At 67.2% G+C, this 13,229-nt stretch carries 11 protein-coding genes and 1 pseudogene; 8 read left to right on the top strand and 4 right to left on the bottom strand.

The window, feature by feature from the left end:
- Window positions 1-181 precede the first annotated feature (181 nt).
- From IB225_RS18250 to IB225_RS18220, 7 genes and pseudogenes are all read left to right on the top strand, one after another.
- Window positions 182-1,450 carry an efflux RND transporter periplasmic adaptor subunit gene (locus IB225_RS18250; protein WP_192313697.1) on the top strand — a complete coding sequence of 423 codons (1,269 nt, stop codon included), beginning with the start codon at window positions 182-184 and terminating at the stop codon, window positions 1,448-1,450.
- 72 nt (window positions 1,451-1,522) lie between these two features.
- Complete coding sequence (locus IB225_RS18245; RefSeq protein WP_192313612.1) at window positions 1,523-2,245, top strand: ABC transporter ATP-binding protein; 723 nt, start codon at window positions 1,523-1,525, stop codon at window positions 2,243-2,245.
- A gap of 10 nt (window positions 2,246-2,255) precedes the next feature.
- A complete protein-coding gene (locus IB225_RS18240; RefSeq protein ID WP_192313609.1) occupies window positions 2,256-3,566 on the top strand; it encodes an ABC transporter permease in 1,311 nt (436 codons plus the stop codon).
- Window positions 3,567-3,589: 23 nt separating this feature from the next.
- The gene (locus IB225_RS18235) at window positions 3,590-4,813 is read left to right on the top strand and encodes an FtsX-like permease family protein (RefSeq protein ID WP_192313606.1); all 1,224 of its coding nucleotides are present in this window, start codon (window positions 3,590-3,592) and stop codon (window positions 4,811-4,813) included.
- A gap of 60 nt (window positions 4,814-4,873) precedes the next feature.
- A complete protein-coding gene (locus IB225_RS18230) occupies window positions 4,874-6,088 on the top strand; it encodes an ABC transporter permease (RefSeq protein WP_192313603.1) in 1,215 nt (404 codons plus the stop codon).
- Window positions 6,089-6,091: 3 nt separating this feature from the next.
- Window positions 6,092-7,429 (top strand): sigma-54 dependent transcriptional regulator, encoded by a 1,338-nt coding sequence (locus tag IB225_RS18225; RefSeq protein WP_192313600.1) that lies wholly within the window; start codon window positions 6,092-6,094, stop codon window positions 7,427-7,429.
- Window positions 7,354-8,754: pseudogene (locus IB225_RS18220) on the top strand (HAMP domain-containing sensor histidine kinase); the annotation flags it as partial. The gene IB225_RS18225 and the pseudogene IB225_RS18220, both read left to right, overlap by 76 nt.
- Here the strand turns inward: IB225_RS18220 and IB225_RS18215 are convergent.
- Complete coding sequence (locus IB225_RS18215) at window positions 8,751-9,371, bottom strand: hypothetical protein (protein WP_192313594.1); 621 nt, start codon at window positions 9,369-9,371, stop codon at window positions 8,751-8,753. The pseudogene IB225_RS18220 and the gene IB225_RS18215 overlap by 4 nt on opposite strands.
- Window positions 9,347-10,708 carry a bifunctional UDP-N-acetylglucosamine diphosphorylase/glucosamine-1-phosphate N-acetyltransferase GlmU gene (gene glmU / locus IB225_RS18210; RefSeq protein ID WP_192313590.1) on the bottom strand — a complete coding sequence of 454 codons (1,362 nt, stop codon included), beginning with the start codon at window positions 10,706-10,708 and terminating at the stop codon, window positions 9,347-9,349. The genes IB225_RS18215 and glmU overlap by 25 nt, the downstream gene beginning before the upstream one ends.
- A 121-nt stretch (window positions 10,709-10,829) precedes the next feature.
- On the opposite strand from glmU, the gene IB225_RS18205 reads away from it, so the two are divergent.
- A complete protein-coding gene (locus IB225_RS18205) occupies window positions 10,830-11,234 on the top strand; it encodes a GtrA family protein (RefSeq protein WP_192313587.1) in 405 nt (134 codons plus the stop codon).
- A gap of 60 nt (window positions 11,235-11,294) precedes the next feature.
- Here the strand turns inward: IB225_RS18205 and IB225_RS18200 are convergent, their stop codons facing one another.
- A complete protein-coding gene (locus tag IB225_RS18200; protein ID WP_192313584.1) occupies window positions 11,295-11,717 on the bottom strand; it encodes a F0F1 ATP synthase subunit epsilon in 423 nt (140 codons plus the stop codon).
- Between the two features lie 79 nt (window positions 11,718-11,796).
- The gene (gene atpD, locus IB225_RS18195; RefSeq protein ID WP_192313581.1) at window positions 11,797-13,203 is read right to left on the bottom strand and encodes a F0F1 ATP synthase subunit beta; all 1,407 of its coding nucleotides are present in this window, start codon (window positions 13,201-13,203) and stop codon (window positions 11,797-11,799) included.
- Window positions 13,204-13,229: the final 26 nt, after the last annotated feature.

Below are 13,229 nucleotides of genomic sequence, written 5' to 3'. Positions count from 1 at the left end.
CCATCAGAGTCAAACGAGTGGACATTCTACGTGTCCGGTACTGGACAGGCCCTGTCCGCACGGTGTCCGCGGACACCCGGACAGTCGTCCGCACTGGACAACCCCCTTTCAAATCAACCGCTTGCGTTTGGCACGCATCCTGCTGATACCTGCAGGTCATTCCAAAGAACGCATGCCACCGATGATTCGGGACACCTCCGCGCAAGACCGAGTGCTCAGCTCCTCGCAGATCCGTCCGGCCTGGCGCCGCTGGGTGTGGCCCGCGGCCGGTGCCGCCCTGCTGCTGGTCGGCATCGTCTTCGCCGCCCGCGGCTGGCTGGCGGGGACGGCCTCGGTGGACGGCGCGCGACTGCGCATCGCCGAGGTAACCCGCGGCGACCTGGTCCGCGACATCGCCGCCGACGGCCGCGTCATCGCCGCCAACAGCCCCACGCTGTATGCCATCGCCGGCGGCGTGGTCACCCTGAAGGTGGTCGCGGGCGACAAGGTCACCCAGGGCCAGCCGCTGGCCGAGATCGACAGCCCCGAGCTGCGCAGCAAGCTGGCGCAGGAGCAGACCACGCTGGCCGGTCTGGAAGCCGAGGCGAGCCGCGCGATGCTGGACGCCAGCGTCACCCGCGCCAACGCGCAGAAAGCGCTGGATCAGGCCGGTATCGAACGCCAGGCCGCCGAGCGCACGCTGCAACGCTACCAGCGCGGCTACGACGGCGGCGCGGTGCCGCAGGTCGACGTGCTGGAGGCGCAGGACAACCTGCGCAAGAGCGAGATCGCGCTGTCTCACGCGCAGAAGGATGCCGGCCTGCAGGGCCAGGGTGCCGGTCTCGATGCACGTAACAAGCAGTTGCTGGCCGAGCGCCAGCGCGCGGTGGTCGCCGAAGTACAGCGCCAGGTCGATGCGCTGACGCTGCGTGCGCCCTTCGATGGCCAGGTCGGCCAGGTGCAGGCCGTGCAGCGCTCCAACGTGGCGATCAACGCGCCGGTGCTGAGCGTGGTGGACCTGTCGGTGTTCGAAGTCGAAATCAAGGTGCCGGAGAGCTTCGCGCGCGACCTCGCCATCGGCATGCCGGCCACGCTGACCAGCGCCGGCCAGCCGTACCCCGGCGAGATCTCCGCGGTATCGCCGGAAGTGGTGGGCGGCGAAGTCGTCACCCGTCTGCGCTTCTCCGACAAGCAGCCGCCGGGCCTGCGCCAGAACCAGCGCCTGTCCGCACGCATCCTGATGGACACGCGCCGCAACGTGCTGATGGTCGAGCGCGGCCCGTTCCTCGAACAGGGCGGCGGTCGCTACGCCTACGTCATGGACGGCAGCTCCGCCGTGCGCCGTCCGGTGCAGCTGGGCGTCAGCAGCCTGAGCAATGTCGAAGTGCTGGGCGGCCTGCAGCCCGGCGACAGGATCGTGGTGTCCGGCAGCGACCTGTTCGGCGATGCCGAGCGCGTCTCGGTCAACTGATCTCTCTTCCCATCCTCCCCCGCTCCCTCCCCCACGTCCTCCCGAACCCGACACCCGAAGAAGGAACCCGTCATGCTTGAGATGCGCCAAGTCGCCAAGGTCTACCGCACCGAACAGGTGGAAACGCATGCGCTGCGTTCGCTCGACCTGCATGTCCGCGAGGGCGAGTTCGTCGCGGTCACCGGCCCGTCGGGTTCGGGCAAGACCACCTTCCTCAACATCGCCGGCCTGCTGGAGACCTTCACCGGCGGCCAGTTCCTGCTCGACGGCCAGGACGTCAGCCATCTCGGCGACGACGCGCGCTCGCGGCTGCGCAACCAGAAGATCGGCTTCATCTTCCAGGGCTTCAACCTGATCCCCGACCTGAACCTGTTCGACAACGTCGACGTGCCGCTGCGCTATCGCGGCATGCCCGCGGCCGAACGCAAGCAGCGCATCGAGGACGCGTTGGCCCGCGTGGGCCTGGGCTCGCGCATGAAGCATTTCCCGGCCGAACTGTCGGGCGGCCAGCAGCAGCGCACCGCGATCGCGCGCGCGCTCGCCGGCAGTCCGCGCCTGCTGCTGGCGGACGAACCGACCGGCAACCTCGACTCGCAGATGGCACGCGGCGTGATGGAACTGCTGGAGGAGATCAACCGCCAGGGCACGACCATCATCATGGTCACGCACGATCCCGAACTGGCCGCGCGCGCGCAGCGCAACGTGCACATCGTGGACGGCATGGCCACCGACCTGTCGGTGGAACCCGCGCTGATCCGCGCGGCGCACGCCACCGAAGCCAACGCCTCCGCCTGAGGACACCGCCATGTTCGGCTACTACTTCACCCTCGCGCTGCGCAGCTTCAAGCGCAACAAGGCGCTGACCTTCCTGATGGTGCTGGCCATCGCGCTGGGCATCGGCGCCAGCATGACCACGCTGACCGTGTTCTACGTGCTGTCCGGCGACCCGATACCGCAGAAGAGCGACAAGCTGTTCTATCCGCGCCTGGATCCGCGCTCGATGAACGGCTTCACGCCCGGCGAGGAGCCCGAAGACCAGTTCACCCGCTTCGACGCGGAACGGCTGCTGCGCGACAAGAAGGGCGATCGCCAGGCGCTGATGACCGGCGGCGCATCGTCGGTGGAATCGGAAGACGGCAAGATCGAGCCGTTCCGCATTGATTCGCGCTACACCACGGCGGACTTCTTCCCGATGTTCGACGTGCCGTTCCGCTACGGCAATGGCTGGTCGGCCGCCGACGATGAATCGCGCGCCCGCGTGGCGGTGATCTCCAAGGCGCTCAACGACAAGCTGTTCGGCGGCGCCAACAGCGTCGGTCGCGACCTGAAGGCGTCGGGCAACACCTTCCGCATCATCGGCGTGCTGGATGAGTGGCGTCCCGCACCGAAGTTCTACGACATGACGCAGGATCGTTTCACCGAAGTGGAACAGCTGTTCGTGCCGTTCTGGACCTCGCGCACGCTGAAGATGGGCACGCAGGGCAACATGAACTGCTGGGGCGATTCGAGCACCGAAGAGGAAGGCTCGCAGGGACCGAATGCACCGTGCTCGTGGCTGCAGTACTGGGTGGAACTGGGTACGCCGGCGAAGGTGGAAGCGTACAAGCAGTACCTGGCCAACTACTCCGACCAGCAGCGCGCGGCGGGCCGCTTCGAGCGTCCGACGAATGTCGATCTGCACAACGTGATGCAGTGGCTGGACAAGCAGGGTGCGGTGCCCGGCGACGTGCGCCTGCAGGTGTGGCTGGCGTTCGGCTTCCTGGCCGTCTGCCTGCTCAACACCGTCGGCCTGCTGCTGGCGAAGTTCCTCGGCCGCGCCTCGCAGATCGGCGTGCGCCGCGCGCTTGGCGCCACCCGCAAGGCAATCTTCGCGCAATGCCTGGTCGAAGCCGGCACGGTCGGACTCGTGGGCGGCGTGCTGGGTCTGGTGCTGGCCTGGCTGGGCCTGCTGGCGGTCCGCCAGCAGCCAGCGGGTTATGCCGACCTGGCCCACATGGATCTGAAGATGCTGCTGGCCACCTTCGCGTTGGCGATCATCGCCAGCCTACTCGCGGGGATGTTGCCCGCGTGGCGCGCGATGCAGGTGACGCCCGCCATCCAGCTCAAGAGCCAGTGACCCATCCATCCAAGAGGCACGTCATGGACATCCGCCCCATTCTTTCCACCCTGGCCCGCCACAAGACGGCCGCCGCGCTGATCGTGCTGGAAGTGGCGCTGTCGTGCGCCATCATCTGCAACGCGGTCTTCCTGATCACCCAGCGACTGGAGCGCATCGACCGCCCCACCGGCCTGGCCAACGAGGAGATCGTGCGCATCAGCATGGGCAACCTCGGCGAGAACCCCGAGGCCGATGCACTGGTGAAGCAGGACGTCGCCAGCCTGCGCGCACTGCCGGGCGTCAAGGCCGCCGGCAGCATCAACCATGTGCCGTTCGACAACTCGTCGTGGAACAGCTCCATCCAGCTGGCGCCGGAACAGGAGCGGCCAAGCGCGCTGGCCAACGTCTATCTCGGCGACGCGGTCATCGACACGCTGGGGCTGAAGCTGGCGGAAGGCCGCGACTTCAACGCCGACGAGTACGTCAACTGGACCGAGATCAACAAGCAGAACGCCAGGGTGATGATGCCGGCAGTGATCATCAGTCGCGAGCTGGCGAACAAGCTGTTCCCTGGCGAGAGCGCGATCGGCAAGAACATCTACGCGTGGAATGCCGACAACGCGCCTCATCGCGTGATCGGCGTGGTCGACCGTCTGATCCGCACCAATGACAACGGCGGACCGGCCGAAGCCGGCTACACGATGATCCTGCCGGCGAAGGACCTGACGATGGGCGTGTTCGTACTGCGCACCACGCCGGATCGTCGCGCCGAGGTGCAGAAGGCGGCGATCGCCACGCTGGAGAAGAACAGCGCACGCCGGCTGATCCTGCGCGAGGGCACGTTCACCGACATCATGCAGGACTACTACCGCGGCGACCGCGCGATGGCATGGCTGCTGCTGACCGTGATCGTCTCGTTGCTGGTCGTCACCGCGTTGGGCATCGTCGGCCTGGCCAGCTTCTGGGTGCAGCAGCGCACCAAGCAGATCGGCATCCGCCGGGCGCTGGGCGCGACGAAGGGACAGATCCTGCGTTACTTCCAGACCGAGAACTTCCTGCTGGCGACCATCGGCATCGTCATCGGCATGATCCTCGCGTACGGCATCAACCAGCTGCTGATGGGCAAGTACGAGCTGCCCCGCCTGCCGCTGCTGTACCTGCCGGTCGGTGCAGTGCTGCTGTGGCTGCTCGGCCAGGTCGCGGTGTACGGGCCCGCGCGCAAGGCCGCGTCGGTACCGCCGGCGGTGGCGACGCGCACCGCCTGATCCCACGTTTCCATCACGCCGTGCACGCCCGTGGGCGTGCACGGCCGAAGGGATACCTCCATGCCCGCTTCTTCCTTCCTGCTGCTGGGTCGTCCCCATGCAGGCACGGGATGGCTCGCGCTGCAGCTCGCCATCGGCATGGTGCTGTGCGCATACGCCTGGCAGGCCTTGCTGGCAGCGCACGCGCAAAGGGCGGCACCCACCGGCATCGATGACGACCGCGTGCTGGTCGTGCCCTGGTTCCAGCCGGCGCATGGCGAAGATCCCGGTAGCGCTTCGGTCGTCCGGACGTTGCGTGCGTTGCCGGACGTCGAGTCGGTCGCGGTCGGCAACCAGACGCCATACGGCACCAGCGCCTGGAGCGCACACGTATGGGCCGGCGACGAAGTGCGATCGCGCCCGTTGGCCACCGTCTACCTTGCGGACGAGGCCTTTCTGTCGACACTGGGGTTGGCGCCCTCGCAAGGCCGTCGTTTCGCAACATCCGAGTACCAGGACTACACCGGCGACCAGCGTCGCCTGCATACCGATCCGGCGCCAGCCCTCCTCTCTGCAGCACTCGCGCAGCGCCTGTACGGCACGGCCGATCCCGTGGGGCGTACGCTGCAGGTGCTACCCGGCAAACAACTGCGTGTCGTCGGCGTGATACCGACGATCCCGCTGCCCGCCACCGCGCACCGCCCGGATGGCACGGCGCTCGTGCTGCCCGTCCGCATGACGCGTGCCGGCGACGCCCACTTCTTCGTACGCCACACGGGACATACCGATGCTCTCGCCATGCGGATACGCAGTCAGCTTGCCGCGCGGTATCCCGACGCCGCGATCGCCGCGCCCGTCAGCCTGATGGAACTGCGTGCGCACGCATCCTCGGGAGCGATGCGGCATGCCTGGACATCGGTGATCGCCTGCCTCGCCTGGTGGCTGTCGACACTGGGAATGCTGGTGCTCGGCGGTCACCGCTGGGTACACGATCATCGGCAGGAACTCAGCCTCCGCCGGGCCTTCGGCGCGAGCAGTGCGCAGCTGGCCCACCGGCTGCGATGGGAATACCTGCTGCTGGCAGCCGTCGCAGCGCTGTCCGCCGTCATCATCGCCGCCGTGCTGTTGCCGCGCCTGGTGCCGGCATGGATGGCGTCGGCCTCCTCTCCCTGGATCCTGCCGGTGGCAACGGTTGTCACCGCCGTGCTTGTGCAACTCGCCGCCACGTGGCCCGCCCGCATGGTCCGGCGCATTCCACCGCACCTCGTCAGTCGCAGCCCTTCGGTTAGGCTATAGCGCATGCCCACCATCCTCGTCATCGACGACAACCTGGCCGTCAGCACGGCCCTCAACGTGCTGTTCTCGCTGCACGACATCGACACGCTGCATGCCGAGTCGCCGGAAGCGGGGCTGGCACTGCTGCGGGAACAGCACGTCGACCTGGTCATCCAGGACATGAACTTCACCCAGGACACCACCTCGGGGGATGAAGGCGAGCAGCTGTTCACCGACATCCGCGCGCAGTGGCCGGACATGCCGGTGATCCTGCTGACTGCGTGGACGCATCTCGAAGCCGCGGTGAACCTGGTGAAAGCCGGCGCCGCCGACTACGTCGCCAAGCCCTGGGACGACCGCAAGCTGCTGGCCACGGTCAACACGCTGCTGGAGCTTTCCGAAGCGCGCAGCGAACTGGAACGGCGCCGCAGCCGCGAGCGCCGTGGCCGCGACCAACTGTCCAGCAAGTACGACCTGCGCAACCTGGTGTTCGAGGACCCCGCCAGCGAACGTGTCGTCGCGCTCGCCTGCCAGGTGGCGCGTTCGGACCTGCCGGTGCTGATCACCGGACCGAATGGCGCAGGCAAGGAGAAGATCGCCGAAATCATCCAGGCCAACTCCAGCGTCCGCGCGGGCGCCTTCGTCACGCTCAACTGCGGCGCGCTGCCGTCGGAGCTGATCGAAGCGGAACTGTTCGGTGCGGATGCCGGCGCCTATACCGGCGCCAACAAGGCGCGCGAGGGCAAGTTCGAAGCCGCCGATGGCGGCACGCTGTTCCTCGACGAGATCGGCAACCTGCCGCTGACCGGACAGATGAAGCTGCTGCGCGTGCTGGAAACCGGGCGCTTCGAACGCCTCGGCTCCAACCGCGAGCGGCACGTCACCGTGCGCGTGATCAGCGCAACCAACGCCGACCTGCCCGCGATGATCCGCGACGGCAGCTTCCGCGAAGACCTGTACTACCGGCTCAACGCGATCGAACTGGCGTTGCCGCCACTGGCCGAGCGACCCGGCGACATCCTGCCGCTGGCCGAGCGCTTCCGGCCCGCCGACAAGCCGCTGGGCGAGAGCGCGCGCGCCGCGCTGCTGCGCCACACGTGGCCCGGCAACGTGCGCGAGCTGCGCAACGTCATCCAGCGCGCCGGGCTGCTGGCGATGGGCGACCGCATCGAAGCCGCGGACCTCAACCTGCCGCGCCCGGCGCCCGTCCGTGCCGCTGTCATTGCAGAACCCGAGCGCGCGGATATCGAAGCCGCCATCGCGCGCGCCGGTGGTGTTATCGCGCAGGCCGCCGCCGACCTGGGCATGAGCCGGCAGGCGCTGTACCGGCGCATGGAACGCTTCGGCATCAAGGCGCCATGATCCGTCGCTCGCTCGCCGGCCGCGTGCTGTCCTGGCTGCTGCCGCTGCTCGCGCTGGCGGTGGTGATGCCGGTCGTGCTGTCGCACTGGATCGGCGACGATGTCGTGGCCGTGCTGGTCTCCGCCATCGTCGTGCTGCCGCTGGCGATGTGGGCGATCCGCCGCGGCCTGCGCAGCACGTACTCGCTGTTCCGCGCATTGGCCGGCAGCGTCAACAGCTACCGCGACGGCGAATACAACTTCGGTATCCACTGGCGTGGCAACGACGAGCTTGCGGAACTGGTGCAGGCGCATTCGTCCCTGGGCGACGTACTGCGCGAACAGCGCCTGAGCCTGGTCGAGCGCGAGCTGCTGCTCGACACCATGGTGCAGAACACGCCGGTGGCCATGCTGCTGGTCGCGCCCGGCGGCGACGGCGTCCGTCGGGTCGTCTTCGCCAACGTGGCGGCACGCAAGCTGCTGCACAGTGGCTGGAAGCTGGAAGGCCAGGACTACGACGCGTTGATCGGCGCCGCGCCGGTCGAGATGCGCGAAGCCCTCGCCCGTGGCGGCGACAGCCTGTTCGCCATCGGCAGCGAGGAAGAAGACGGCGAGGAACAGGTCTACCACCTCGCGCGCCGCAGCTTCCGCCTCAACGGACGCCCGCACGAACTGCTCCTGCTGCGCCTGCTGACCAGCGAACTGCGCCGGCAGGAAGTGATGACGTGGAAAAAGGTCATCCGTGTGATCAGCCACGAACTCAACAATTCGCTCGCGCCGGTAGCCTCGCTCGCGCACTCGGGTGCCGAACTCGTGCGCCGCGGCCGCCACGAGCGGCTGGAGGAAGTGTTCGGCACCATCGAGGACCGCGCGCGTCACCTGGAAGGCTTCATCCGCGGCTATGCCCGCTTCGCCAAGCTGCCCTCGCCGCAGCTGCAGACGGTGCACTGGCGTGCGTTCTTCGAAGGACTGCAACGGCAGATCGGTTTCGATCTGCTGATGACCGAAACGGAGATCGATGGCCGCATCGACGTGGCGCAGCTGGAACAGGCGCTCCTCAACCTGCTGAAGAACGCGCACGAGTCCGGCACGACGCCCGAGGGCGTATCCGTGCGACTCACGCGCCTGCCCGGCTGGCTGCGCATCGAGGTGATGGACCGCGGCACCGGTATGAACGATGCCGTGCTGCAGAACGCGCTGGTGCCGTTCTATTCCACCAAGCGCAACGGTACCGGCCTGGGCCTCGCACTGACCCGCGAGATCATCGAAGCGCACGGCGGGCGACTGTCGCTGCATAACCGCGAGGGTGGCGGGTTGTGCGTGTCGATCCAGCTGCCGGAAGTCTAGATCCGTCCGTACCGCTCGTGGGCCAGGTTACGCATGATGCGCCGCCGCGCCATCGCGCCCGCGAACAGGCTTCCCTTGTGGATCAGCAGTAGTTCGGCGCGCCGGACCTTTGCCACGTCTGACGACAGCAACGTCGCGGATACGGAAGACCAGAATCTGTCCCTCCCCCGACGGTGCATGAATTTGCACATCGCGAAGAACTCGCGGGATGCCGCCCGGTCGAGGTACCGCAAGGCTGCCCGTTCAAGCTGGGACAGTTCTCTTGCTTGAAGCGGACAATGCGCCAGCCAACGCCAGAGATGCTCCTTCAGGTAGCCCGAACGAAAGTGCATCGGATCAGCGAGCAAGAAGACGACGGCAGTCTGCAGCGCCACAAGATCCTGCTGCCTGACGCGATTCAGCATCACAGTCCCACCCGGGTACACCAAGTGTTCGAACTCCCGGTGGAAATCCTTGCAGGCATCGGCCCATACCGACCAGTGCTCCTTGGACAGTTGCCGATCCAAGAACGTGGCCTTGATGCGGCTTCTCAGCCGATTGAGCTCCGCCGAGCCGCGCAGGATGTGGCCGACGCTCACCATGCGAACGCGAGCTACTTCTTCACCGGCCGCTGCCACCCTTCGATGCTGACCTGGCGCGCACGCGCGACCGTCAACGTGTCGGCCGGCGCATTCTTCGAGATCACCGAGCCCGCGCCGATCGTGGCGCCGTCGGCCAGCGTGACCGGCGCGACCAGCGACGAATTGGAGCCAACGAAGACGCGGTCGCCGATGGTGGTGACGAACTTGTTCACACCATCGTAGTTGCAGGTAATGGTGCCGGCACCGATGTTGGTGCCGGTGCCGATCACGGTATCGCCGAGATAGGTCAGGTGGTTGGCCTTGCTGCCCACGCCGATGCGCGCGTTCTTCGTTTCCACGAAGTTGCCGACATGCACGCCGTCCGCGAGTTGCGTGCCCGGGCGAAGACGCGCGTAGGGACCGATCAATGCGGCGCCTTCGCTGACGACACCTTCCAGGTCGCAGTGCGCGCGCACCAGCGTGCCGGCAGCGAGCTTCACGTCCTTGAGACGGCAGAACGGACCGATGACGACACCGTCGCCCAGTTCGACCTCGCCTTCCAGCACCACGTCGACGTCGATCTGCACATCGCGGCCGACCGTCACCGTGCCACGTTGATCGAAACGGGCGGGATCGATCAGGCGCGCGCCCTGCGTGCACAGCGCACGCGCGGCGCGCAGCTGGTAGGCGCGTTCGAGCTGCGACAGCTGCCAGGGATCGTTGGCGCCTTCGGCTTCGATCGGCTCGCCGACCAGCACCATTTCCGCGGGCGTGAACTCTTCCGCCGCCATCGCGAACACGTCGGTCAGGTAGTACTCGCCCTGCGCATTGTTGTTGGACAGCCGTGCGAGCCAGCCCTTCAGCGCGCTGGCGTCGGCGGCGATGATGCCGGTGTTGATGGTGCGGATGCGGCGCTGGTCTTCGTCGGCGTCCTTGTGCTCGACGATGGCGGCCACGCGACCCGCTTCATCGCGGACGATGCGGCCATAGCCGGCGGGATCGATCGGTTCGGCGACCAGCACCGCCAGGCGACCCGGCGCATCCAGCAGGCGCTGCAGGGTTTCACTGCGGGTCAGTGGCACGTCGCCGTACAGCACCAGCACGCGCGCACCGTCGGGAATCTCCGGCATCGCCTGCGCCACCGCATGGCCGGTGCCGAGTTGCTGCGCCTGGTGCGCCCAATGCAGATCGGGCTGGTCGGCGAACGCGGCCTGCACCTGGTCGCCCCCGTGGCCGTAGACCACGTGCACACCCGCCGGCGACAGCGCACGCGCCGCGTCGATCACATGCCCCAGCATCGGCCGTCCGGCAACCGGCTGCAGCACCTTGGGCAACGCGGACTTCATGCGCTTGCCCTCGCCGGCGGCGAGGATCACGACGTGCAATGGCTTCATCTGGACTTCCCTGGGTAAATGCGTGGTGCGAAGAGATCGCATGGTAACAACTCCTTTCCCGAACGCAGATCGCGTCCGGGGCGTGCCACCGGGACCGATACCCGCAGGTAACATGGCGTGTATGACGCCTTCCGCCCCCCGCCACACGCTGTTCCGCCAAGGCGGCAGCTTCATCGTGGTCGGCCTGCTGCAACTGCTGCTGGACTGGCTGCTGTTCGTGGCGCTGACCGCACTGGGCATCGCCGCCGCGCCCGCTAATCTGGCCGGCCGCATCGGCGGCGCGGTGCTCGGTTTCTGGTTGAACGGGCGGGTGACGTTCGCGCAGGCGGGCAACGCCCGGCTGGGCTGGTGGCGCTTCGCCAAGTTCCTGCTGGTCTGGATCCCGTTGACCGCGATCAGCACGCTGGCCATCACCTGGGTCGCCGGCACGCTGGGGCTCGCGCATGCCTGGCTGGCCAAGCCGTTGGTGGAGGGCGCACTGGCGGTGGTCGCGTTCTTCCTGTGGCGGCACGTGGTGTACCGCTGACGACGGAAACGAAAACGCCGGCGCGAGGCCGGCGTTCCGATGACGCGATGGCGACCGACCTCAGTGCTTGAGGTTCTTGCGCAGGCGCTCCAGCGCGCTGAGCTGGGCGATGCTCATGGCCAGCTGGGCCTGGGCTTCCTCGATGCTCATCTTCGGATCCTGCTTGGACAGGATGCGCTCGGCTTCTTCCTTGGCCTTGCGGACCGAGGCTTCGTCGATGTCCTGCGCGCGGATCGCGGTGTCGGCCAGCACGGTGACGACCTGCGGCTGCACTTCCAGGATGCCGCCGGAAATGGCGAAGTCCAGCTGCTCGCCGGAGGCCAGCGTCACCACCACCTTGCCCGGCTTCAGGCGGGTGATCAGCGGCGCGTGCTTCGGCGCGATGCCGAGTTCGCCCAGCTCGCCGGTGGCGACGACCAGGGTGGCTTCACCGTGGAAGATCTCCTGCTCGGCACTGACGATGTCGCAACGGATGGTGCTCATGGAACTCTCTTTGGCTCGTGGGGCGGGCCGAAGCCCGCCGGACGTTCACGCGATGGCGGAGTGACCCGCCGCGCGTCGCTTACGCCTTTTCGGCGAGCTTCTTGGCCTTCTCGACCGCTTCTTCGATGCCGCCGACCATGTAGAACGCCTGCTCCGGCAGGTGGTCGTACTCGCCGTCGACGATCGCCTTGAAGCCGCGGATCGTGTCCTTCAGCGCGACGTACTTGCCCGGCGAACCGGTGAACACTTCGGCCACGTGGAACGGCTGGCTGAAGAAACGCTCGATCTTGCGGGCGCGCGACACGGCCTGCTTGTCTTCTTCGGACAGCTCGTCCATGCCGAGGATGGCGATGATGTCCTTCAGTTCCTTGTACTTCTGCAGCGTCGACTGCACGCGGCGCGCGGTGTCGTAGTGCTCGTGGCCGATGACGTTCGGGTCCAGCTGGCGGCTGGTCGAGTCGAGCGGATCCACGGCCGGGTAGATACCCAGCGAAGCGATGTTACGGCTCAGCACGACGGTCGCGTCCAAGTGGGCGAACGTGGTGGCCGGCGACGGGTCGGTCAGGTCGTCCGCGGGCACGTACACGGCCTGGATCGAGGTGATCGAACCGGTCTTGGTCGAGGTGATGCGCTCCTGCAGGACGCCCATTTCCTCGGCCAGCGTCGGCTGGTAACCCACGGCCGACGGCATGCGGCCCAGCAGCGCCGACACTTCGGTACCGGCCAGCGTGTAGCGGTAGATGTTGTCGACGAACAGCAGCACGTCCTTGCCCTTGCCGGACGCGTCCTTCTCGTCGCGGAAGTACTCGGCCATGGTCAGGCCGGTCAGCGCGACGCGCAGGCGGTTGCCCGGCGGCTCGTTCATCTGGCCGTACACCATCGCGACCTTGTCGAGGACGTTGGAGTCCTTCATCTCGTGGTAGAAGTCGTTGCCCTCGCGGGTACGCTCGCCCACGCCGGCGAACACGGACAGACCCGAGTGCGCCTTGGCGATGTTGTTGATCAGTTCCATCATGTTGACGGTCTTGCCGACGCCGGCGCCGCCGAACAGGCCGACCTTGCCGCCCTTGGCGAACGGGCACATCAGGTCGATGACCTTGATGCCGGTTTCCAGCAGGTCGTTGGCCGAGGACTGGTCCTCGTACGACGGGGCCGAACGGTGGATTTCCCAATGGTCGGATGCCTGCACCGGGCCGGCTTCGTCGATCGGGTTGCCCAGCACGTCCATGATGCGGCCCAGCGTGCCTGCGCCGACCGGCACCGAGATCGCCTTGTCGGTGTTCACGGCCACCAGGTTGCGCTTCAGGCCGTCGGTCGAACCGAGGGCGATGGTGCGCACGACGCCGTCGCCGAGCTGCTGCTGCACTTCGAGCGTGATGGCGGTGTTTTCCACCTTCAGCGCGTCGTACACCTTCGGCACTTCGTTGCGCGCGAATTCGACGTCAACCACCGCGCCGATGATCTGAACGATCTTGCCCTGACTCATTGCTGCATTCCTCTAGATGAATTCTT

This window comes from Pseudoxanthomonas sp. PXM02 (assembly GCF_014851805.1).
Lineage (GTDB): Bacteria > Pseudomonadota > Gammaproteobacteria > Xanthomonadales > Xanthomonadaceae > Pseudoxanthomonas_A.
This window is presented reverse-complemented; position numbering and strand designations above follow the sequence as displayed.